The sequence below is a fragment of the Micromonospora sp. NBC_00330 genome, assembly GCF_036136635.1.
Taxonomy (GTDB): domain Bacteria; phylum Actinomycetota; class Actinomycetes; order Mycobacteriales; family Micromonosporaceae; genus Micromonospora; species Micromonospora salmantinae.
The window spans coordinates 88,393-108,972 of the sequence record NZ_CP108012.1 but is presented as its reverse complement, the minus strand read 5'-3'; the positions used below and the strand labels follow the sequence as shown (position 1 = coordinate 108,972).

Genomic DNA, 20,580 nt, shown 5'->3' with positions numbered 1-20,580 from the left:
CCATGGAACTCTTCCAGTACCCCTACATGCAGCGCGCCCTGATCGGCGCGCTGGTGATCGGCCTGGCCGCGCCGGCGCTCGGCATCTACCTGGTGCAGCGCCGGCTGGCGCTGATCGGCGACGGTGTGGGACACGTGGCGCTGACCGGCGTCGGGGCGGGGCTGCTGCTCAACCGCTCGCCGGTGCTGGTCGCGGTGATCGCCGCCACCATCGGCGCGGTCGCCATCGAGATCGTCCGGGCCCGTGGGCGTACGTCCGGTGACCTGGCCTTGGCCCTGCTCTTCTACGGCGGCATCGCGGGCGGCGTACTCCTTGTTGGTCTCTCCGACGCGACCAGCGCGAACCTCAACGCCTACCTGTTCGGGTCGCTGACCACCATCTCGCCCGCCGACCTGACCACCATCGCGGTGCTCGGCGCGGCGATCCTGGTCACGATGATCGCGTTGCGGCCGGCGCTCTTCGCTGTCAGTCACGACGAGGAGTACGCCCGGGTCTCCGGCCTGCCGGTCCGCACGCTGAACCTGCTGATCGCGGTCGCCACCGCGGTCACCGTGACCATCGCCATGCGGGCCGTGGGCGTGCTGCTGATCAGCGCGTTGATGGTGGTGCCGGTCGCCACCGCCCAGCAGGTCACCAGGGGCTTCCGCAGCACGATGGCCGCCGCGATGGCGCTCGGGCTCTTCGCCGCCGGCACGGGTGTCTGGGTGGCGGCCACGGCGGACACCGCGCCGGGCGCCTCGGTGGTGCTGGTGGCGATCGCCTCGTTCCTGGTGGTGGCCGTGGCCGGCGCTGTCTGGCGGGTGGTGCGCCGCCGGACGACGCCGACCGCCGCACCGACACCGGAACCTCACGAGGTCGTGCTGAGCTGAGCCTGGTCAGCGCGACCTCGGTGGTATTGGTTACCGTTGCAGAATGACCAGCGCGACGGGCTACGACGGGTTCGACGGGGCCAGCGAGCTGCTCCGCGCCCTGTCCGCTCCCATTCGGCTGGCCATCGTCAGTGAGCTGGCCGGCGGTGAGCGGTGCGTGCACGAGTTGGTGGAGAAGCTCGGCGCGGCGCAACCACTGGTCTCCCAGCACCTGCGGGTGTTGCGCGGGGCCGGCGTGGTGCGCGGCTCCCGCCGAGGCCGGGAGATCGCCTACAGCCTGGTCGACGAGCACGTCGCGCACATCGTGGCGGACGCGGTCAGCCACGCCGGGGAGGGATCATGAGCGAGAGCAGCGCCGCGGTGCGCAACACCCGGCAGCGTTCGGCGGTGAGCGCGCTGCTGGGCGAGATGGAGGGCTTCCACAGCGCTCAGGACCTGCACGCGATGCTGCGGCAGCGAGGCGAGCGCGTCGGCCTGACCACCGTCTACCGCACCCTCCAAGGGCTCGCCGACGCCGGTGAGATCGACGTGATGCGTCCGCCGGGCGGCGAGCACCTCTACCGCCGGTGCAGCGAGGGGCACCACCACCACCTGGTCTGCCGGGTGTGCGGGCGTACGGTCGAGGTGGCCGGCCCGGCCGTGGAGAGCTGGGCCGATCGGGTCGCCGCGCAGCACGGCTACGCCGACGTCAGCCACACCCTGGAAATCTTCGGCACCTGCCCGACCTGCCCGCGCTGACCACCGGCACCCGGTCGATCGCGATCCGGGCTCATGTCACGGCTACACCGGGCGAGGTGTTCGTGGCACGCTGGCCGGCGTGAAAATCTATGCCGATCGGTTCCCGACCGCCGCCCGTCAGTTGCTCACCGACCTGCTCGTCGTCGCCTGGGTGTACGTGGCGATCCGCGGCGCGCTGTGGCTGCACGACCTGGTGCAGAAGCTCGCCGTGCCGGGGCAGAAGTTGGAGGGCGCCGGCAGCGGGCTCGCCGACAACCTCGCCGACGCGGGCGGCAAGGTTCGCCGGGTCCCGTTGGTCGGCGACGAGCTGACCGCACCCTTCCAGCGGGCCGCCGACGCGGCCCGGGGGCTCGCCGACGCCGGCCGCGACCAGCAGCACCTTGTCGACCAGCTCGCCCTGGCCCTCGCCATCGCGGTGCTGATCTTCCCGCTCGGCATCGTGCTGCTCGGCTGGCTGCCGCTGCGGGTCCGCTGGATGCGCCGGGCCGGATCGGCGACGAAGCTGGCCGCCGGGCCGGCCGGCCGGGACCTGCTCGCCCTGCGCGCGCTGGCCACCCAGCCACTGGGCAAACTCACCCGGATCGGTCCGGACGTCGCCGAGGCGTGGCGGCGCGGCGACGACGCGACAGTCGACGCCCTGGCCGCCTTGGAGCTGCGCCAACTCGGCCTACGCGGCCGGGGCCGCTGAGGTCGCTCCCCGTGGCGCCGATCTTGCAGTTTCGGTTGCCGACATGGGGGGAATGCCCGTTGTGTCGGGACAGCAAGTGCAAGATCGCGGAGCAGGCAGCGGTGAGCCCGGCCGGGCGCAGGCTCAGCTCGACGAGGGTGTCGTTAAGGTCGTCGGGTGTTCTACTTCCTCGTCGTCATCGCCGTCCTGCTGCTCGGCTACGCCGCAGTCCTGGTTTCCTTCCTCCGCCGGGGCAAGAAGATTCCACCCGCTGCGTACCTGGCCCTGGCCGGGCTCAACGGTCTGATCCTGGCGGGAGTGCTGGCCTGGGCGGTCTCCCGCTGACCGACACCGCCGGCCCGCGTGACGCGGTTTACGGCTTCGGCGGGATGCGGCGACGGACGTCCTCCGCGGTGGACGGGCCGGGCGACCAGCGGGCCACCCAGGGCAGCTCCTCGGACGGGGTGAGCACGCCCTCCTCCAGGCCCGCGTAGCGGCCGGCGAGGATGCGCTTGGCGGCGGCGGTGTCGACCGAGTCGGTGTTGTCCCAGAGTGCGGCGAACAGGGCGTCCACCCGCACCCGCGCCTGCCGGCAGAACAGGTCGGCCAGCTCGACGTTCTCCGGGCGGCTGTCCCGTTCGGCGGAGGCCCGGACGCAGACCGCGGACATCGCGAACAACTCGGCGCCGATGTCCACCACCCGACCGAGGAACGCCTGCTTACGCTCCATCTTTCCCTGCCAGCGCGACATCGCGTAGAACGTCGACCGGGCCAGCTTGCGCGACGAACGCTCGACCTGACGCAGGTGCGCGGCGAGCGGGCCGAACTCGGCGTACGCCGAGGGGCTCTGCCCCCGACCGACGGCGAGAGTGGGCAGCCACTTCGCGTAGAAGGCGCCCGCTCGCGCGCCGGCTCGGGCCTTGCGGCCCAGCCCCGCGTCCGGGTCGATGATGTCGCCGGCCACCGACAGGTGGGCGTCGACCGCCTCCCGCGCGATCAGCAGGTGCATGATCTCGGTGGAGCCCTCGAAGATCCGGTTGATCCGCAGGTCGCGCAGCATCTGCTCGACGGCGGCCGGGCGTTCGCCGCGGGCGGCCAGTGAGTCGGCCGTCTCGTAGCCGCGCCCGCCCCGGATCTGGATCAGCTCGTCGGCGATCTTCCAGGCCATCTCGCTGGCGTACAGCTTGACCAGCGCCGCCTCGATGCGGATGTCGTTGCGGTCGTCGTCGGCGAGCAGGCAGCAGAGGTCGAGCATTGTCTCCATGCCGTACGTGGTGGCGGCGATGAAGGAGAGCTTCTGCGCGACCGCCTCGTGCTCGCCCACCGGCCGTCCCCACTGGACCCGGTCGGCGGCCCACCCTCGGGCCACGTTCAACGCCCACTTGCCGGCGCCCACGCACATGGCCGGCAGTGAGAGCCGGCCGGTGTTCAGAGTGGTCAGGGCGATCTTGAGCCCCTTGCCCTCGCCACCGATGACGTTCTCGGCGGGGACGATCACGTCGTGGAACCGGGTCAGGCTGTTCTCCAGGCCGCGCAGGCCGATGAACTCGTTGCGCCGCTCGACGGTGATGCCGGGGCTGTCGCCGTCCACCACGAACGCGGTGATGCCGCCCCGACGTCCCTCCGTGGCCGGCACCCGGGCCATCACCACCAGCAGGGTGGCCACGATGCCGTTGGTGGCCCAGAGCTTCACCCCGTTGAGCCGGTAACCGGTGCCGTCCTCGGTCGGCTCGGCGATGGTGGCCAGCCGGGCCGGGTCGGAGCCGACGTCCGGCTCGGTGAGCAGGAACGCGGACACCTCGCCGGCGGCGAGCCGGGGCAGGAAGCGTTGCTTCTGCTCGGCGGTGCCGAACATCTTCAGTGGCTGCGGCACCCCGATCGACTGGTGCGCCGAGAGCAGAGCGCCGATGGCCGGGCTGACCGAACCGGCCAGCATGAGCGCCCGGCAGTAGTGCAGGTTGCTCAGCCCGAGCCCGCCGTACTTCCGGTCGATCTTCATGCCGAACGCGCCGAGGTCGGCCAGGCCGTGGAACACCGAGTCGGGTATCGACGCATCCCGCTCGATGGCCTCACCATCCACCTCGGAGGCGAGGAAGGCGCGGAACCGACCAAGGAACTCATCCGCGCGAGCCACGTCGTCCGGATCGGATCGGGGCCACGGGTCGATCAGGTCGAGCCGGAACCTGCCGAGGAACAGCTCCTTGCCGAAGCTGGGCCGGTCCCAGGTGGATTCGCGGGCGGCCTCGGCGACCTGCCGGGCCTCCTTCTCGGTGACCTGCCCGGCTTCCGCGGGCAGCGGCGCGGCGGCACCGGCGGAGTCGGGGCCGTCCGGTGCCGGTCGGCCATCCTGCGTCGTGGTCACGGCTGCCCCCTCGAAGCTCGGTGCGGCTGCGTCGACGTGCGCGACTACCGCCACGCTACCCCCGGTTGTTACCCAGGGGTAGCGCTGCGTGAAGATCGGCGCGGTCAGCGACCGTTGATGGTGTCCGGGTCGTCGTCATCGTCGTCGATGTCGTCCTCACCCCAGTTGCGTCGGGCGAACGGCAGGGCCACCCAGAACGTGAGGAACCAGATTCCGGCCAGGGCGCTGAGCACGAACGCGATCGGCCGGTCCAGCACGAAGTCGGTGATCAGCAGCACCGCGCTGACCATCGCGATCAGCATGAAGGCGAGCCCGCCGGTGGCCATCCGGTGCGCGAAGCGGACCAGCTCCGGTTTGCGCCCCTGCCGGAACAGCGCCCGGTGGAACGCCACCGGCGAGATGATCAGCGCGGTGGCGGCGGCCGCCGCGAGCAACGCCACGATGTAGACGTCGCGCTGGAACTCCGTGGTCTCGGTGAACCCGTTACTGAACGGCAGGGTGAGCAGGAAGGCGAAGAGGATCTGCACGCCGGTCTGGGCGACCCGCAACTCCTGCAGCAGGTCGGCGAAGTTGCGCTGCCAGCGCTGCTTCTCGGTCTCCTTGGACACGCGCTACCTCCGGTGAGACGCTACTGCCGGCGGTCCCGGCCGCCGGCAGCAACGCCAATGCCCCACCCGGCCGAGCGCGAAACTGGTTCACGACATCTGCCGTTCATCTCGGCGACGCACGTCGGCCGCCCAGCACCGGGTCAGGACCCGCGGCGGATCCGGCCCGCGTACCGCGCTTCCAGCTCGTTGTTGTGCGCGTCGCCGTCCGGGATGTTCGCCGACAGGTAGACCGGGGGCCGCTCCCCCGCCGCCAGCAACCGCGCCACCACCTCCACTGTCACCTGCTGCGCCAGCAGCGCTGCGGTGATCGAGGAGACCGCGCCGACCGCGCCACCGCCGGGCAGGGGCAGCGTCGCGTCGCCGTACGGCGCGCCGTTGTCGAGCACCACGTCGGCGAGGTCGCTCAGCTTGCGCCCGGACGGGTGTCGGGAGGTCATCCGGCCGGAGTGCTGCGCCGAGGTGATCGCCACCAGCCCGTGGCCGTGCTCCTTCACCAGCGTGGCGAACTCCACCATCGCGCCGTTGACACCGGAGTTCGAGGCGAGCACGAAGACGTCGGTGGGACGCACCGGGGCCAGCTCGTAGAGGCGGTGCGCGACGGCCGGGTCCCGTTCCAGCAGCGGGCCGAGCCGGTCGGCCGGTTCGCCACCGAGCAGCACCAGGTCGCGTAGCGCGATCCGGTTGGTCGGCACCAGACCGCCCGCCCGTCCGGCGATCTCCATGGCGAGGGCCTCCGAGTGCCCGGTGCCGAACGCGTGCACCACGCCGTCGGCTCGGACGGCCTCGGCGATCAGGTCGGCAGCCCGACCCACCGCCTCCCGCTGACTGGCGGCCACCCGGCCGATCGTCTCGGTCACCACGGCCAGGTAGTCCTCGGCACTCACCGTCATACGTCCTCCGTCGTTCGATTACGGGCCAGCCAGCGAACCGCGAAGTCGACAGCCGCCCGCTGGCGCATCAACCTGCCGGTCCCGGTGCCGACCGGTGCGGTGCGTACCGCCCCGGTCGCCTCCAGGTCCCCGCCCAACGCGGCGAAGTCGTCCGCGTCGAGTCGTACGTCCTGCCACCACACCCACTCCCGACCACCGTCGGCGGTACGCACCGCGGCACCGATCCGCTCCCGGGGCGAGCCGGGGCGGCGGTACTCGGCCAGGTGCAGCGAGGTGCTCACCGAGTGGTCCACGCCGAGCAGCAACACGTCGGCGTCGAGGTCGTAGAGGCGGGCCAGCGGTGAGCCCTCGCCGAGCATGTCCGCCAGGGTGTGCCCGGCCACCACCTGCTCGGCGGCCGGGCCGAGCGCGGCGAACGACACGTGCGGATGGGAGCTGCGCAGCGCGCCGGGCCAGCCGCGGACCGTCTCGGCGAGCGCACCCATGAACCGGCTCGGGGTGACCGCCGGGTCGAAGCCCGGCATCTCCGAGCGGATCAGCGGCCACCAGTCCGCCGGCACGGGCGGGTTGCGCCACTGCGCGGGGTCGCTGTTGTCGGGCGTGTGGGTGGGCACGACGATCGTGCCGTCCGGGCCGAGCGCGTCGCGCAGGGCGAGCACCACCGCGTGCGGGCCGCCGCTGACGAAGCCCAGCGGACGCAGCGAGGCGTGCACCAGCAGCGTCGCGCCGGGGCGTACGCCCAGCACGCGCAGCTGCGCGGCGATCGAGCGACGGCTGCCCGGCCCGCCGGCGTCCGTCGTCACGATGGCTCTCCCTCGCGGACCCGCACGACTCAGGCCGTCCCGCCGGCCCGGGCCAGGATCGCCTCGGCGAGCGGGGCCGGCGCCGCGTCCGGGATCCAGTGACTCACAGCGGGCAACTGCACGAAGCGGTAGTCGCCGGTGACGTTCTGCGCGCATGCCTCGGCGGCGGTCCGGCCGATGGCGACGTCCCGGTCACTCCAGACGTACGTGGTGGGCACCGCGACCGGGCCGACACCGGCCAGGTCGGCGCGGGACATCGCCCGGTACCAGTTCAGCGCGGCCGTGAGCGCCCCCGGCTCACGCATCGGGTCGGCGTACCGGTTCACCCGGGACGCGTCGCCCACCCCGCCGAGCAGCTTGCGCAGCGCTGTGGCGTGCCATGCCAGCAGCACCTTCTCCGCCTTGTCGGGCTTGCGGAACAGCGCGATGTACGACGAGCGGGCCTTCTGTTGGGCGTCGGTGCTCAGGGCGTGCGCCATGGCCGCCGGATGCGGTACGGACACCGCTGTCAGCGTGTGGACCCGGTCGGGGTGCCGGGCGGCAACCGCCCAGGCCACGATCGCGCCCCAGTCGTGGCCGACCAGGTGTACGGCGTGCAGCCCGAGCGCGTCGAGCACCGCCACCACGTCGGTGACGAGTTCGGGGATCCGGTAGTCGGCCACCTCCGTGGGCCGGGCGCCGGGTGAGTAACCGCGCTGGTCCAGCGCGTACGTGCGCAGCCCACCCGCGTGCAGCGCCGGCACCACGTCGTCCCACTCGCCGCTGTGCTGTGGGAAACCGTGCAGCAGCAGGACGGGTACGCCGTCCGTCGGACCGCCGACGGTCACCTCGAACGTGAAGCCTCGCGCGTCAACCCGCATGATCGGAAGCGTACCCAGCCGGCGGTCGGCCGGTCGCTCCCGCAGGTCAGGCGGATGCCCTGCTGGGCCCGCGACGCTGGTCGGTGTTAGCGTCAGCGAGACAACTTCATATCCGACAGGGGAGCGCACAGCGCTGAGAGTGCGGGCACGCCCGCAGACCCTCGAACCTGATCTGGGTAATGCCAGCGCAGGGAGTTCGGTCGACCTCCAGCCGCGCCGCAGTCCGGTGCCACCGGACGCGGCGTGCGTCTTCTCCTGGTTCGCACTCACGAACTGGGAGCAACACATGAATTCCACCACCGACACCCACCGTTGGCGCACCATCGACATCGTGGTCGCCTCGGTGATCGCTGTCGCCTTCGGCGTCATCTTCTGGGCCTGGGGCCTGGTCTGGAGCGCCACCGAGGGCGCGTTCGCCTTCTTCCCGCCGGCGCAGACGCTGCTCTACGGCGTCTGGCTGATGCCGGCGGTGATCGGTGGGCTGGTCATCCGCAAGCCCGGCGCCGCGCTCTACTGCGAGACAGTGGCCGCGGTCCTGTCCGCGCTGCTGGGCAGCCAGTGGGCCGGCACGGTGATCCCGCAGGGCATCGTGCAGGGCATCGGCGCCGAGCTGGCCTTCGCCGCCTTCCGGTACCGGTCGTTCCGGCTGCCGACAGCTGTGTTCGCGGGCGCGCTGACCGGCCTCAGCGCCGCGTTGTTCGACTTCTTCGTCTGGAACGTCGACTACGCGCTGACCGACTACCGCATCCCGTACGCGCTGCTCACCATCGTCAGCGCCACAGTGATCGCCGGCCTGGGCGGCTGGCTGCTGACGAACGCCCTGGCCAACACCGGCGTCCTGGACCGCTTTCCCGCAGGCCGAAACCGAGCACTGATCTAACCCCCTGGTCGATGATGTTGATCAAGAGGTTTGCGTCAGCGGAAGGCGATTTCCTGACGCAAACCTCTTGATCAACCGCGGATGGGCGGGGCGGGCGGCCGGGAGGGGGTGGGTTCGGTGGGCGGGGTACTGCTGCGGGGGTTCGGGTGGCGGCACGCTGGGCGGCGCGCCTGGGCCGTTCGCGGGGTTGATCTGCGGATCGAGGCTGGGGAGCGGGTTTTGCTTCTTGGCCCCTCCGGGGCCGGCAAGAGCACGATGCTCAGCGCATTGGCCGGGCTGCTCCCCGAGGACTCCGGCGAGCAGGAGGGCACCGTCGAGATCGACGGGCTCGACCCACGCAAGGGACGGGAACGGGTCGGCATCGTCTTCCAGGACCCGGAGACCCAACTGGTGATGGCGCGCTGCGGCGACGACGTCGCGTTCGGGCTGGAGAACCGGGGAGTGCCGGCCGACGAGATCTGGCCCCGGGTGGACGAGGCGCTGCACCGGGTCGGCTTCCCGTACTCCCGGGACCGCCACACCGCTGCGCTCTCCGGCGGCGAGCAGCAACGCCTCGCCCTGGCCGGCGCCCTGGCCCTGCGCCCCGCCCTGCTGCTGCTCGACGAGCCGACCGCCAACCTCGACCCGGCCGGGGCCGAGCTGGTCCGACACGCGGTGGCCGGCGCGCTGGACGCCGACACCACGCTGATCCTGGTCGAACACCGGGTCGCCGAGGCACTGCCGCTCGTCGACCGGGTGGTCGTCCTGGAACCGGGTGGCGGCGTCCGCGCGGACGGCACACCAGAGGCGGTCTTTGCCGCCCACGGCGCCGCCCTGGCCGCCGAGGGGGTCTGGGTGCCCGGTCACCCCATCGCGCCCCGGCCGGCCACCGCCGGCCCCGGGGAGCTGTTGCTCACCGCCGACCGGCTCGGCCTGCCGCCCCGGCTGGGCTCCACCGACCTGGCGGTACGCGCCGGTGAAGCACTCGCCGTACGCGGACCGAACGGTGCCGGCAAGTCCACCCTGGCGTTGCTGCTCGGCGGTCTGCTCCGGCCGGGCAGCGGACGAGTCACCGCGTCCACCGAGTTGGCCGGCGCGGACCACCGCACTCCCCCGCACCGGTGGCGGGCGCCTGCGCTGGCCCGACGCATCGGGTCGGTCTTCCAGGATCCGGAGCACCAGTTCGTCACCAGCACCGTCTTCGACGAGCTGGCGCTAGGCCCACGCCGCACCGGTCAACCCGAGGCGGCCGTCAAGGAGACAGTGGCCGGGCTGCTGGACAGGCTGCGACTGGCCCGGCTCGCCGCCGCCAACCCGTACACCCTCTCCGGTGGCGAGGCACGGCGGCTGAGCGTGGCGACCGCCCTGGCCACCGCGCCACGCCTGCTGATCTGCGACGAACCCACCTTCGGCCAGGATCGGCGGACCTGGCGGGAGCTGGTCGACCTCTTCGCCGACCTGCGCGACGCCGGGCACGGCGTGGTCACCGTCACCCACGACGCGGACTTCGTCGCCGCGCTCGCCGACCGCACCGTCACCCTGCACCGTGCACCGGACGATCCCCGATGATCAGCATCGAGCCGGTCGCCGCGCCGGACGCGCCGTTGGCCCGCCGCAACCCGGTGGCGAAGGTCGCCGCCGCACTGGTTTTCTCGTTCACCCTGCTGGCGACCCTGGACCCGGTGGCCCCGGCGATCGCCATCGCCCTCGAACTGGCCGTCCTGCCACTGTTCGGCATCCGCTACCGGGTGCTGGCCCGACGGGCCTGGCCGCTGCTGCTCAGTGCCGCCGGCATCCTGGTCACCCTGGTGCTGTTCGCCGCCGACCGGTCCGGACGGGTCCTGCTGGACGCGGGACCGGTGCTGGTGACCACCGGCGTCCTGCTCACCGCGCTCGGCCTGGTGCTGCGGGTGTTCGCGGTGGCCCTGCCCGGTGTGATCGTCTTCGCGACCACCGACCCCACCGACCTGGCCGACGCGTTGATCCAGAACGCGAAGGCACCGGCCCGGTTCGCCATCGGGGCGCTGGCCGCGTTCCGGCTGGTGCCCCTGCTCGGTCAGGAGTGGCAAATGATCAGCATGGCTCGACGCGCGCGGGGCGTCGACGCGGGACGCAATCCGGTGGCGAAGCTGCGGCTCTTCGCCTCCACCGCGTTCGCGCTGCTGGTGGGGGCGATCCGCCGGGGCACCCGGCTGGCGGTGGCGATGGACGCGCGTGGCTTCGACGCCGGCACACCCCGTACCGTCGCCCGCCAGCAGCACTTCACCCGCGCCGACGTCCTCCTCATCGCCGGGGCAGTCGTACTCGCCGCAGCCGCTCTGACCACGAGCGTCGTCCTGGGCACCTTCCGCCCCCTGATCAGCTGAGTCCGCCCCGCGTCCCGCCCGCCGCCCGCAGCCCGCTGCCCGCTGCTCGCCGCCCACCGCAAGATCCGCACAACATCAGGGATGTAGTGGCCTCGCTGGCGAAGGAGACCACTACATCCCTGATGTTGCTGTCACCACCCAGCGCCCCCACCCCGCCCCGCCCCGCCCCGTCCCGCCGCGCGCTGCCCCGCCGATCTTGCGGTTTCTGTCGTTGATTCATCCCGGTATGCCCGTGATGCGAGGACAATAAGTGCAAGATCGGCGGGGCGAGTGGGGCTGGACCGTGCAGCGCGAGGCCGGGTGGGGCGGGGCGGCATGTTGGTGAGGCGGGGGGTGGCTCGGTCAGCTGCGGCGGAAAGCGTAGCGGCGGGCCTGGCCAGCCTGCTGGCTGCGGCCGCCGCCGGAGCGGTTGCCGCCGCCCTGCGGTGGCCCGGCCGACGGCGCCTTCGGTCGGCCGGTCGGCTTCGGTAGATCGCCCACGGAAGGCGCGTCGACAACTGCCGGCACATCGACCGGCGCCGGCATTGCCACCTCGTCCGGCAGCGCCAACTCGTCCGGGGCGGCCGCAGGCAGCGCCGGCTCCACCAGTGCCGCCGGCAGCGCCGAACCGCCCCGCAGCGCCGGCTCGGCCCGCAGCGCCGGCTCGGCCCGCAGCGCCGGCTCGGCCCGCAGCGCCGGCTCGGCCCGCAGCGCCGGCTCCACAAGTGCCGCCGGGAGCGTCGGCTCGACAAGCAGCGCCGGCAGGCCCGGTTCGACAGCGAGGTCGAGGGCCGGGAGGGTGGTGGGGAGCGGGCCGTGGCCGGCAGCCGGGTCGACGCCGAGCGGCGTCGCTCTCGGGGTACGGGTCTTCTTCGGGTTACGCCTGGCAGGCATCCGGGCCTCCTTCAATGCCGACCGGCACGGCCGGTCCCGCGCTGCGGCGGTCGGTCGGATCGGCTGGTGACCGCCGTTGCGCGACGGTCGAGCGGGGAAGGGACTGCTCACCGGGGCCAGGCAGGGCCATCGCCGCCGAACGGCGGGGAGGGGATGCGGAACGCCCGGGAGCGCACGGACCGCGACGCGGGATGGCGGGCCGGCTCGGAAGTGGGGCGTCAGTTACGCATGTTCGTACCGTAGCCACCGCCGGACCGACACGCATCCGTTTTTACTGGCACGATCGGCACATGCTGATCGCGTTCTCGATCACCCCGCTCGGCGGTGACGACTCCGTGGGTGACCTGGTCGCCGAGGCGGTGCGGGTGGTCCGTGCGTCCGGCCTGCCCAACCGGACCGACGCCATGTTCACCACCGTCGAGGGCGAGTGGGACGAGGTGATGGCGGTGGTGAAGCAGGCGGTCGACGTGGTCGCCGCGCGGGCGCCGCGGGTGAGTGTGGTGCTCAAGGCCGACGTCCGGCCCGGGGTCACCGACGCGCTGACCGGGAAGATCGCCCGAATCGAAGCCCGTCTCGCCGAAGGCTGACGCGCGCGGCGCGGGATGACGACACGTTTCCCTGCGCGGGGCTCACCGACCATCGCGGAGGGCCCGAGCCGCCAGGGGCAACGTCCACATTACGTGCAGTAACGGGACGTCGATCACTGGTCCGTATCGGCTCACATCACGGTAAGTTTCCAAGCGCTGATAGTGGTGTGACGAGAGGTGGCGGCACGAATGGCTGATCAGGCGAGGGCACAAATCGGTGTGACCGGGCTGGCGGTGATGGGTCGCAACGTGGCCCGCAACCTGGCCCGCAACGGCTTCACTGTGGCAGTGCACAACCGCTCGCCGGAGCGCACCCGCAGCCTGGTCGCCGAGCACGGCGACGAGGGCACGTTCCTGCCAGGTGAGACGATGGCCGATTTCGTGGCGTCACTGGAACGACCCCGCGCGGTCATCGTCATGGTGAAGGCCGGTGCGCCCACCGACGCGGTGATCGACGAGTTGGTGCCGCTGCTCGACGAGGGCGACATCATCGTCGACTGTGGCAACGCCCACTTCGCCGACACCCGTCGCCGTGAGGAGGCGCTGCGGGCGCAGGGGTTGCACTTCAGCGGCACCGGCGTCTCCGGCGGCGAGGAGGGCGCGCTGCTCGGGCCAAGCATCATGCCGGGCGGCTCCGCCGAGTCGTACGCGAAGCTCGGGCCGATGTTCGAGAAGATCGCCGCCCAGGTGGACGGCGTGCCGTGCTGCACGCACGTCGGGCCGGACGGCGCCGGGCACTTCGTCAAGATGGTGCACAACGGCATCGAGTACGCCGACATGCAGCTCATCGCCGAGGCGTACGACCTGCTCCGGGCCGGCCTGGACGCGACGCCGGCCGAGATCGCGGAGATCTTCCGAGAGTGGAACAACGGCGAGCTGGAGTCGTTCCTCATCGAGATCACCGCCGACGTGCTCGCGCACACCGACGCGGCGACCGGCCGGTCGTTCGTGGACATCGTGCAGGACCGGGCCGAGCAGAAGGGCACCGGCCGGTGGACCGTGCAGAGTGCCCTGGACCTGGGCATCCCGATCACCGGGATCGCCGAGGCGACCTTCGCCCGTTCGCTCTCCGGGCACGTCGACCAGCGTGAGGCGGCCCGCCGGGCGTTCCCCGACGCGGGTGACAAGTGGCAGGTCACCGACCGGGACACGTTCGTCGAGGACGTCCGCCGGGCGCTGCTCGCTTCCAAGATCGTCGCGTACGCGCAGGGCTTCGACCACATCCGCGCGGGCAGCCAGGAATACAACTGGGACATCGACCTTGGCGGCACCGCGACGATCTGGCGGGGAGGCTGCATCATCCGGGCCCGCTTCCTCAACCGGATCCGTGAGGCGTACGACGAGCAGCCCGACCTGCCGACGCTGCTGGTGGCGCCGTACTTCGCCGAGGCGGTCAGCGCTGGCGTGCCGAGCTGGCGGCGAGTGGTGACCGATGCGACCCGGGCCGGTGTGCCGACGCCCGCGTTCTCGTCGTCGCTGGCGTACTTCGACGCGTTGCGCGCGGAGCGGCTGCCCGCCGCGCTGATCCAGGGTCTGCGGGACAACTTCGGCGCGCACACCTACCAGCGGGTGGACCGCGAGGGCTCGTTCCACACCACCTGGGCCGCCGACCGCACCGAGTCGCCGGCGTAGCCGGGGTGGCGCCCTGCGCGCCACCGTGATCGTGCTCGACCCTTGATGTAGTGGTCTCCCCCGGCGGGGAGGCCACTACATCCATGTTCGGGCGAGATCATGGGGTAGGCCGCGCGGGTGACGGTCAGGCGACCGTGGCGTGCATCTCCCAGACGAGGATCTCGGCCGGTTCGTCGGCGGTCACCCGCCGGCCACCGGTCATGGTGAGCCGGGCGGCGTCGCCACTGCCGAGCGGACCGCTGCCCTCCAGGGTCACCGTGCCGTTGGGCACGTAGACGTGCACGTAGGGCGCGTCCGGGATGGTGACCTCGTCGCCGGGGGCGAGACGGGCGGCGTGCAGTGTCGCGTACCGATTGCGGATCCGGATCGCGGACGCGCCGTCGTAGCGGTCCATCCCGGAGGCGATCGGCACCAGGCCCCCGCGGAGCAGCTCGTCCTCGATTTCCAACTGCTCGTAGCCGGGGTCGACACCCTGCTCGTCGGGGAGCACCCACATCTGCACGAAGTGCACCGGGTCGGTGTGCGGCTCCTGGTTGTTGAGCCGCCAGGCGTCGTTCTTCTCCGAGTGCAGGATCCCGGTGCCGGCGCTCATCCGCTGAGCCAGACCTGGGTAGATCACCCCGGAGTGCCCGGTGGAGTCCTGGTGCACCAGGGAACCACGCAGCACCCAGGTCACGATCTCCATGTCCTGGTGCGGGTGGGTCTCGAAGCCGGCCCCCGGTCGGACCACGTCGTCGTTGTTGACCAGCAACAGGCCGTGGTGGGTGTTGGCCGGGTCGTAGTGCCGGGAGAACGAGAAGGAGTGCTTGGAGTCCAGCCAGGAGATCCGGGTGGCGAAGCGATCATCGGCGCGACGGATGTCGACAGCGGGCGCAGGCGCGGTCACCAGGCACGCTGCCCGGCGTCGGGGGTCGACGGCGCCCAGGTCAGGGCCGGCTCGCCGGTGGCCAGTTCGGCGATCTCACCGGTGCGCAGCTGCGGTGTGTGGCCGAACTCGGCGCAGTGCTGCTCGGCGATCTCGGCACAGATCTCGGCCACCTGCTCGCACATCGGGTCGCCCAGGTCGGCGGCGTTCAACGCCATGATCATCTTAAAGCGGAGATCGCGCATCTGCCCCCCAACCGCCGTCGTCCCACCACCTCCGGACCCTACCCGCCGCCCTTGCGCAGGACCCCGAAACGAGCGCATCACCCCCACCCGCCCACCGGCCGCGCGCCCGCCCCCGGGCTGCGTCGATCATGGAGTTGTGGTGGTGAACATAAGTCACAAAGGAGCCTAACCCGGCCACCACAACTCCATGATCGACGAGCGGGGCGGGGCGGGGCGGGGCGGGCAGGGCAGGGCAGGGCGGGGGCGGGGGTGCAGCGGCGCCCCCCGCACGAGGGGTGCGGGGGGCGCCGGGGACAGTTGAGGGTCGGTCAGAAGAAGCGGCGGCGCTTGGCTTTCTGCGGACGGATCAGGTCCGCACCCTTGGTCAGCAACCGCGTCGCCCCGGAGGGACCACGCCGGGCCTCCAGGGTGTGGCTGAGCCGGCGGGCACCGGCCGCGGCCAGCGGCACCGCGATCGCCATCACCGCCCACTGGGCAATGCGCTTCTGGATCATGTGGGTTCACCTCCGTCAGTGGCTTCTGACGTCTCTGATACCCAGAGTGACGTGCGGGTAAGCGCGTCGGCTCAGATAACCGGGGCGACCGGGTTGGGCAACGCGCCGCCGAAGCGCCGGTCCCGCTGGGCGTACAACTCGCACGCGTACCAGAGGTGGCGGCGGTCGAAGTCGGGCCAGAGCGTGTCCAGGAAGACCAACTCGGCGTACGCGGTCTGCCAGAGCAGGAAGTTGGAGATCCGCTCCTCCCCGGAGGGGCGCAGGAACAGGTCCACCTCCGGGATCTCCGGGTGGTAGAGGTACTTCGCCACGGTCTTCTCGGTGACCTTCGCCGGATCCAGCCGGCCGGCCGCCACGTCCCGCGCGATCGCGGCGGCGGCGTCACCGATCTCGGCCTGCCCGCCGTAGTTGACGCAGAACTGCAGGGTCAGCGTCGAGTTGTCGCGGGACATCTCCTCGGCGGTCTGCAATTCGGAGATGACGCTCTTCCACAGGCGACCGGGCCGGCCCGACCACACCACCCGTACGCCCAGGTCGACCAGCTGGTCACGGCGGCGACGGATCACGTCCCGGTTGAACCCCATCAGGAACCGGACCTCGTCGGGCGAGCGCCGCCAGTTCTCGGTGGAGAACGCGTACGCCGACAGGTACGGGATGCCCATCTCGATGGCGCCCTCGATGGTGTCGAAGAGGCTGTGCTCCCCCGCCTCGTGCCCCTTGGTGCGGGGCAGCCCGCGGTCCTTGGCCCAGCGGCCGTTGCCGTCCATCACCACCGCCACGTGCTTCGGCACCGCCTCGGTGGGCAGCGCCGGGGGGCGGGCCCCGGACGGGTGTGGCACCGGCGGCGTCGGCTCGCGCCGGCCCGCCTTCTTCGATCGGATCACTCGGTCACTCCCTGTTCGCGCCGTCCGCCCCGGCCTCGACGTCACCGCGTGGCCGGAGCACCACGGCCCCGGTGCCCTCCGGCGGCGGGGCCGTGCCGGCCGCCGAGGAACCCCGGTCGACCAGCGGCAGCGAGCGTAGCGCGCGCTCCAGGTGCCACTGCAGGTGAGCCGCGACCAGCCCACTGCACTCCCGACGTACGGCGGTGTCGGTGGCGTCGGCGATCACCCAGTCGCCGGAGGTCAGCGCGGACATCAGATCGATGGTGGCGGGTGCGGGATGAGCCGCCCCGGGTGGCCGACAATCCGGACAGACCGCGCCGCCGGCCGGAACCGAGAACGCCCGGTGCCGCCCGGGCGTGCCGCAGACCGCGCAGGCGATCAGCGCCGGCGCCCACCCGGCCAGGGACATCCCGCGCAGCAGGTACGCGTCGAGCACCAGGGTGGTGGCGTGCTCGCCCCGTGACAACGCCTTCAGCGCGCCGATGGTGAGCTGGAACAGCCGCAGCGACGGCTCCCGTTCCACCGGGGTCAGCCGCTCGGCGGTCTCGGCGATCGCGCTGGCCGCCGTGTAGCGCGGATAGTCGCCCAGGAACCGTTTGCCGTACAACTCGATGCCCTCGACCTGGCTCACGGTGTGCAGAGAACTGCCGTGGTTGCCCTTCGGGTCACCGGCGAGCTGGAGGTCGACGTGGCCGAACGGCTCCAGCCGGGCACCGAACTTGCTGGTGGTGCGGCGGATCCCTCGAGCCACCGCGCGCAGCCGGCCGTGCCGGCGAGTGAGCAGGGTGATGATCCGGTCGGACTCGCCGAGCTTCTGCACACGCAGCACCACCGCGTCGTCGCGGTAGAGCTGTCGGCGATACCCGGCCATCGGGCCATTCTCCCTCGGGGTGTGAAATCAGGGTTGGTTCGGGGTGCAAGCGCGGATGAACCCCGATGCGGCCGCCTCGTGCCCGGCCGTAGCGTGCTGGTCATGGCACTGCACCTGACCACCACCCCCCGCCGTCGTCGCGTCGCCGCTCCCGTCGCGCTAGGGCTCGCCACCACCCTCATCGTGCTCGCCGGGTGCGACAACCTGTCGTTCCGTCGACTCGACTACGACAACACCGAGGCGGTCCGGATCACCACGGTCCGGGTCTCCGGGGGCTCGGGCGACGTGGTGGTCCGCGGCACCGGCCCGGCGTCCGAGGTGCGGATCAAGCGAGTGGTTCGCTACCAGGGCGGTGAACCGGACAACACCCGCTACGAGATCAAGGGCAGCGAGCTGGTGCTGAACACCGACTGTGGCTCGCGGTGCAGCATCTCCTACGAGGTGACGGTGCCGGAGGGTGTGGCGGTGCAGGGCGAGACCAGCTCCGGCAACGTCGAGCTGAGCCGGGTCGGCACCGTGGAGCTACAGGTGAGCTCCGGCGACGTGCGGATCTCCGGTGCGTCGGGCGCGGTCGGGGTGGAGGCCCGTTCCGGCAACATCGAGGTGAGTGAGGCCGCCGCGGCGGTACGGCTGCGCGCCTCGTCCGGAGACATCAGCGCACGTCGGCTGGGCGGCACTGTCGACGCCGAGGCCAGCTCGGGCAATGTCAACGTGGAGCTGGACAAGCCCGCCTCGGCCCGGGTCCACGCCTCCAGTGGTGACGTCACGCTTGTGGTGCCGCAGGGCAGCTACCGGGTCCGGTCCAGCGCCGACTCCGGCGACAAGACCGTCACCGTCACCGACAACCCGGCGGCGTCCCTGGTGCTCGACGGTTCGGCCGACAGCGGCAACCTCACGATCAGCGAGCGTTGATCTCGACGTTGGCCGTCTCCCCTGCCGTCCGCTGCGCCGGCACCACCGCCCGTCCGACTGTCGCCCCGGCACGGCCCGCGGCGTCGGCACCCGGCCGGACCGCCGCGTCGGCACCCGGCCGGACCGCCGCGTCGGCGGACTGAGCCGGGCCGCCGGGGATCAGCTCCGGACGGCGGCGGGCGGCGACGTCCTCGACCCAACCGACGGCCAGGGTGACCAGCCCGACCAGGGCGAAGACCAGCAGCACCCGGACGGCCAGGCCCACCGGGTCCTGGTGGGACCAGCCCACCACGTCGACCAGCGGAGTGAGCGCCACCACGAACGGCATGTGCCAGAGGTAGACGGTGAGCGCCCGCCGGTTGAGCACCGTCACCGCCCGGTCGGCCAGTCGGCTCCGGCTCAGCCAGGCCACCCCGGCCGGCGCCCGGCCCAGCACGATCAGGACGAACGCGGCCGACCAGAGGGCGTTGCCCAGGGGATTGTCGTTGAGGTCGTACCCGCGGGGACCGGGATGCGCGACGATCCAGGCGCCGCCGCCCACGGCGAGGGCGAGCGCCACCGGGTACAGCAGCCGGCCGGAGAGTCGGCGCAGCATCCCGGCGTGGTGGGCGAAGCCGAGCAGCCACGCGCCGAAGTAGAGCCCGAACTCGCGCAGCACCGGCGGCGCCGGGTAGATCCCCACCTCGATCGTCACCAGCAGGAGGTACGGGGCGAGCAGGGTCATCAGCGGGGCACGCCGGAACAGCCAGAACGCGATCGGCGAGGCGAGTACGAACCAGAGGTAGTCGCGCAGGTACCAGATGATGCTCAGCGCCAGCGCGCCCCAGTGATTGGCCGGCGGGTCGGCGATCGGGAACAGCCACAGCAGCACCCGAGGGCTCACCGACAACCCGCTGAACAGCATGGCCGGCACGAAGACCACAGCGAGCACCCACAGCGACGGCAGCAGTCGACGCAGCCGACGCCCGACCGCCGCCGGTCCGACCCGGGTCAGCGACGCGGCCATCAGCGAGCCCGCCAGCGCGAACATCACCGACATGGCGGGGAAGACGAGGGTGAGGGTCGCCCATCCGGTGACGTGGTAGACCACCACTCGAACGATGGCCAGGGCACGGAGGACGTCGAGGTACCTGTTGCGCATCAGCCTGCATCTCGGTCGGGGACGCGGGGCACAACTTTCCTACCCTGCGTGGCGCCCGCACCAAACGACAGCTACCTCAACCGGGCGTGAACATCCCCGGCTGCCCGACCGAAGGCGATAGCGCCGCCGGTCGGGCACCGCCGACGAGGTGGGTCAGAAGCCCAGCTTGCGCAGTTGCCTCGGGTCGCGCTGCCAATCCTTCGCGACCCGCACGTGCAGGTCGAGGTAGACCCGACCGCCGAGCAGCTCCTCGATCTGCTTACGGGCGTTGGTGCCGACCTCCTTGAGCCGGCTCGCCTTGTGCCCCAGCACGATGGCCTTCTGGCTGGGCCGCTCCACGTACAGGTCGGCGTAGATCTTCATGACCTGACCCTCGGGGATCATCTCCTCCACCACCACGGCGATGGAGTGCGGCAGCTCGTCGCGGACCCCCTCCAGGGCGGCCTCCCGGATCAGCTCGGCGACCATCACCTGCTCGGGATCGTCGGTGAGCATGTCGTCCGGGTAGAGCTGCGGCGACGGCGGCAGGTACTTGGTCATCACGTCGACGAGGGTGTCCACCTGGTGCCCGGACACCGCGCTCACCGGCACGATCTCGGCGAACTCCCCCATCTTGCTGACCGCCAGCAGCTGCTCCGCCAGGCGACGCTTGTCCACCAGGTCGGTCTTCGTGACCACGGCCAGCACTGTCGCCTTCAACTCGGCCAGCTCGCCGGTGATGAACCGGTCACCGCGCCCGACCGGCTCGTCGGCGGGGATGCACAGGCCGATCACGTCGACCTCGGTCCAGGTGGACCGGACCAGGTCGTTGAGACGTTCGCCGAGCAGCGTACGGGGGCGGTGCAGGCCCGGCGTGTCGACGAGGACCAGCTGCGACTCCGGTCGGTGCAGCACCGCCCGGATGACGTGCCGGGTGGTCTGCGGCTTGTTCGAGGTGATGGCGATCTTGGTGCCGATGATGGCGTTGGTCAGCGTCGACTTGCCGGCGTTGGGGCGACCGACGAAGCAGCCGAACCCGGCCCGGTACGGACGCGCCTCCGGATCCTGCACCGGG

24 protein-coding genes and 1 riboswitch are annotated in these 20,580 nt (G+C 71.8%); of the genes, 11 read left to right on the top strand and 13 right to left on the bottom strand.

Annotation, left to right across the window (positions count from 1 at the left end):
• Positions 1-2: 2 nt before the first annotated feature.
• The 5 genes from OG598_RS00540 (at position 3) to OG598_RS00520 (ending at position 2,619) form a co-directional block, all read left to right on the top strand.
• A complete protein-coding gene (locus OG598_RS00540; RefSeq protein WP_328652566.1) occupies positions 3-869 on the top strand; it encodes a metal ABC transporter permease in 867 nt (288 codons plus the stop codon).
• Between the two features lie 43 nt (positions 870-912).
• Positions 913-1,212: an ArsR/SmtB family transcription factor gene (locus OG598_RS00535; RefSeq protein WP_030338189.1), complete on the top strand. Its 300-nt coding sequence runs from the start codon at positions 913-915 to the stop codon at positions 1,210-1,212.
• Positions 1,209-1,607: a Fur family transcriptional regulator gene (locus OG598_RS00530; RefSeq protein WP_091409697.1), complete on the top strand. Its 399-nt coding sequence runs from the start codon at positions 1,209-1,211 to the stop codon at positions 1,605-1,607. The genes OG598_RS00535 and OG598_RS00530 overlap by 4 nt, the downstream gene beginning before the upstream one ends.
• A gap of 79 nt (positions 1,608-1,686) precedes the next feature.
• Positions 1,687-2,295: a hypothetical protein gene (locus tag OG598_RS00525; RefSeq protein WP_328652565.1), complete on the top strand. Its 609-nt coding sequence runs from the start codon at positions 1,687-1,689 to the stop codon at positions 2,293-2,295.
• A gap of 156 nt (positions 2,296-2,451) precedes the next feature.
• The gene (locus OG598_RS00520) at positions 2,452-2,619 is read left to right on the top strand and encodes a hypothetical protein (RefSeq protein ID WP_167493739.1); all 168 of its coding nucleotides are present in this window, start codon (positions 2,452-2,454) and stop codon (positions 2,617-2,619) included.
• 28 nt (positions 2,620-2,647) lie between these two features.
• Here the strand turns inward: OG598_RS00520 and OG598_RS00515 are convergent, their stop codons facing one another.
• The 5 genes from OG598_RS00515 to OG598_RS00495 all read right to left on the bottom strand — a co-directional run bounded on the left by OG598_RS00515 (position 2,648) and on the right by OG598_RS00495 (position 7,797).
• On the bottom strand, positions 2,648-4,636 hold the full coding sequence (locus OG598_RS00515; RefSeq protein WP_442931441.1) for an acyl-CoA dehydrogenase family protein: 1,989 nt from the start codon (positions 4,634-4,636) through the stop codon (positions 2,648-2,650).
• Between the two features lie 104 nt (positions 4,637-4,740).
• A complete protein-coding gene (locus OG598_RS00510; RefSeq protein ID WP_091409708.1) occupies positions 4,741-5,244 on the bottom strand; it encodes a DUF6328 family protein in 504 nt (167 codons plus the stop codon).
• Positions 5,245-5,384: 140 nt separating this feature from the next.
• Complete coding sequence (locus OG598_RS00505; RefSeq protein ID WP_112584644.1) at positions 5,385-6,134, bottom strand: sugar isomerase domain-containing protein; 750 nt, start codon at positions 6,132-6,134, stop codon at positions 5,385-5,387.
• Positions 6,131-6,937, bottom strand: a complete 807-nt coding sequence (locus OG598_RS00500; RefSeq protein WP_328652564.1) for an aminoglycoside N(3)-acetyltransferase — start codon at positions 6,935-6,937, stop codon at positions 6,131-6,133. Before OG598_RS00500 ends, OG598_RS00505 begins: the two co-directional genes overlap by 4 nt.
• Positions 6,938-6,966: 29 nt before the next feature.
• A complete protein-coding gene (locus OG598_RS00495) occupies positions 6,967-7,797 on the bottom strand; it encodes an alpha/beta fold hydrolase (RefSeq protein WP_328652563.1) in 831 nt (276 codons plus the stop codon).
• A gap of 107 nt (positions 7,798-7,904) precedes the next feature.
• A riboswitch (TPP riboswitch) is annotated at positions 7,905-8,009 on the top strand.
• Positions 8,010-8,083: 74 nt separating this feature from the next.
• On the opposite strand from OG598_RS00495, the gene OG598_RS00490 reads away from it, so the two are divergent.
• The 3 genes from OG598_RS00490 (at position 8,084) to OG598_RS00480 (ending at position 11,022) form a co-directional block, all read left to right on the top strand.
• Positions 8,084-8,677, top strand: a complete 594-nt coding sequence (locus tag OG598_RS00490) for an ECF transporter S component (protein WP_266304688.1) — start codon at positions 8,084-8,086, stop codon at positions 8,675-8,677.
• Positions 8,678-8,794: 117 nt separating this feature from the next.
• The gene (locus OG598_RS00485) at positions 8,795-10,225 is read left to right on the top strand and encodes an ABC transporter ATP-binding protein (protein ID WP_328652562.1); all 1,431 of its coding nucleotides are present in this window, start codon (positions 8,795-8,797) and stop codon (positions 10,223-10,225) included.
• Positions 10,222-11,022 (top strand): energy-coupling factor transporter transmembrane component T family protein, encoded by an 801-nt coding sequence (locus OG598_RS00480; RefSeq protein ID WP_328652561.1) that lies wholly within the window; start codon positions 10,222-10,224, stop codon positions 11,020-11,022. Before OG598_RS00485 ends, OG598_RS00480 begins: the two co-directional genes overlap by 4 nt.
• A 342-nt stretch (positions 11,023-11,364) precedes the next feature.
• Here OG598_RS00480 and OG598_RS00475 read toward each other — a convergent pair whose 3' ends face one another.
• On the bottom strand, positions 11,365-11,895 hold the full coding sequence (locus tag OG598_RS00475) for a hypothetical protein (RefSeq protein ID WP_328652560.1): 531 nt from the start codon (positions 11,893-11,895) through the stop codon (positions 11,365-11,367).
• Between the two features lie 290 nt (positions 11,896-12,185).
• Between OG598_RS00475 and OG598_RS00470 the strand changes: the two genes are divergently transcribed.
• Both OG598_RS00470 and gndA read left to right on the top strand, forming a co-directional pair.
• The gene (locus tag OG598_RS00470; protein ID WP_196919265.1) at positions 12,186-12,482 is read left to right on the top strand and encodes a thiamine-binding protein; all 297 of its coding nucleotides are present in this window, start codon (positions 12,186-12,188) and stop codon (positions 12,480-12,482) included.
• A gap of 189 nt (positions 12,483-12,671) precedes the next feature.
• Positions 12,672-14,114, top strand: coding sequence for an NADP-dependent phosphogluconate dehydrogenase (gene gndA, locus OG598_RS00465; RefSeq protein WP_328652559.1), 1,443 nt, complete (start codon positions 12,672-12,674; stop codon positions 14,112-14,114).
• 124 nt (positions 14,115-14,238) lie between these two features.
• Here gndA and OG598_RS00460 read toward each other — a convergent pair whose 3' ends face one another.
• The 5 genes from OG598_RS00460 to recO form a co-directional block, all read right to left on the bottom strand.
• Positions 14,239-15,000, bottom strand: coding sequence for a pirin family protein (locus OG598_RS00460; protein ID WP_328652558.1), 762 nt, complete (start codon positions 14,998-15,000; stop codon positions 14,239-14,241).
• Positions 14,997-15,197 carry a thioredoxin reductase gene (locus tag OG598_RS00455; RefSeq protein ID WP_238670381.1) on the bottom strand — a complete coding sequence of 67 codons (201 nt, stop codon included), beginning with the start codon at positions 15,195-15,197 and terminating at the stop codon, positions 14,997-14,999. The genes OG598_RS00460 and OG598_RS00455 overlap by 4 nt, the downstream gene beginning before the upstream one ends.
• A gap of 335 nt (positions 15,198-15,532) precedes the next feature.
• Entirely contained in the window at positions 15,533-15,718 is a 186-nt protein-coding gene (locus tag OG598_RS00450) for a hypothetical protein (RefSeq protein ID WP_030336441.1), read from the bottom strand.
• Between the two features lie 71 nt (positions 15,719-15,789).
• Positions 15,790-16,602, bottom strand: a complete 813-nt coding sequence (locus OG598_RS00445) for an isoprenyl transferase (RefSeq protein ID WP_091409745.1) — start codon at positions 16,600-16,602, stop codon at positions 15,790-15,792.
• Between the two features lie 4 nt (positions 16,603-16,606).
• Positions 16,607-17,473, bottom strand: coding sequence for a DNA repair protein RecO (gene recO, locus OG598_RS00440; protein WP_328652557.1), 867 nt, complete (start codon positions 17,471-17,473; stop codon positions 16,607-16,609).
• Positions 17,474-17,575: 102 nt separating this feature from the next.
• Between recO and OG598_RS00435 the strand changes: the two genes are divergently transcribed.
• Entirely contained in the window at positions 17,576-18,385 is an 810-nt protein-coding gene (locus OG598_RS00435) for a DUF4097 family beta strand repeat-containing protein (RefSeq protein WP_328652556.1), read from the top strand.
• On the opposite strand, the gene OG598_RS00430 is transcribed toward OG598_RS00435, so the two are convergent.
• Entirely contained in the window at positions 18,372-19,526 is a 1,155-nt protein-coding gene (locus OG598_RS00430; RefSeq protein ID WP_328652555.1) for an acyltransferase family protein, read from the bottom strand. The two genes, OG598_RS00435 and OG598_RS00430, sit on opposite strands and share 14 nt — an antisense overlap.
• Positions 19,527-19,679: 153 nt before the next feature.
• Complete coding sequence (gene era, locus OG598_RS00425) at positions 19,680-20,576, bottom strand: GTPase Era (protein ID WP_442931483.1); 897 nt, start codon at positions 20,574-20,576, stop codon at positions 19,680-19,682.
• Positions 20,577-20,580: the final 4 nt, after the last annotated feature.

What these genes read in the sequence shown, in the direction of transcription:
- OG598_RS00540 (WP_328652566.1), top strand. Translation starts at nt 3, where the DNA reads ATGGAACTCTTCCAGTACCCCTACATGCAGCGCGCCCTGATCGGCGCG.
- OG598_RS00535 (WP_030338189.1), top strand. Translation starts at nt 913, where the DNA reads ATGACCAGCGCGACGGGCTACGACGGGTTCGACGGGGCCAGCGAGCTG.
- OG598_RS00530 (WP_091409697.1), top strand. Translation starts at nt 1,209, where the DNA reads ATGAGCGAGAGCAGCGCCGCGGTGCGCAACACCCGGCAGCGTTCGGCG.
- OG598_RS00505 (WP_112584644.1), bottom strand. Translation starts at nt 6,134, where the DNA reads ATGACGGTGAGTGCCGAGGACTACCTGGCCGTGGTGACCGAGACGATC.
- OG598_RS00495 (WP_328652563.1), bottom strand. Translation starts at nt 7,797, where the DNA reads ATGCGGGTTGACGCGCGAGGCTTCACGTTCGAGGTGACCGTCGGCGGT.
- OG598_RS00490 (WP_266304688.1), top strand. Translation starts at nt 8,084, where the DNA reads ATGAATTCCACCACCGACACCCACCGTTGGCGCACCATCGACATCGTG.
- OG598_RS00480 (WP_328652561.1), top strand. Translation starts at nt 10,222, where the DNA reads ATGATCAGCATCGAGCCGGTCGCCGCGCCGGACGCGCCGTTGGCCCGC.
- OG598_RS00475 (WP_328652560.1), bottom strand. Translation starts at nt 11,895, where the DNA reads ATGCCTGCCAGGCGTAACCCGAAGAAGACCCGTACCCCGAGAGCGACG.
- OG598_RS00470 (WP_196919265.1), top strand. Translation starts at nt 12,186, where the DNA reads ATGCTGATCGCGTTCTCGATCACCCCGCTCGGCGGTGACGACTCCGTG.
- gndA (WP_328652559.1), top strand. Translation starts at nt 12,672, where the DNA reads ATGGCTGATCAGGCGAGGGCACAAATCGGTGTGACCGGGCTGGCGGTG.
- OG598_RS00455 (WP_238670381.1), bottom strand. Translation starts at nt 15,197, where the DNA reads ATGGCGTTGAACGCCGCCGACCTGGGCGACCCGATGTGCGAGCAGGTG.
- OG598_RS00450 (WP_030336441.1), bottom strand. Translation starts at nt 15,718, where the DNA reads ATGATCCAGAAGCGCATTGCCCAGTGGGCGGTGATGGCGATCGCGGTG.
- recO (WP_328652557.1), bottom strand. Translation starts at nt 17,473, where the DNA reads ATGGCCGGGTATCGCCGACAGCTCTACCGCGACGACGCGGTGGTGCTG.
- OG598_RS00435 (WP_328652556.1), top strand. Translation starts at nt 17,576, where the DNA reads ATGGCACTGCACCTGACCACCACCCCCCGCCGTCGTCGCGTCGCCGCT.
- OG598_RS00430 (WP_328652555.1), bottom strand. Translation starts at nt 19,526, where the DNA reads ATGCGCAACAGGTACCTCGACGTCCTCCGTGCCCTGGCCATCGTTCGA.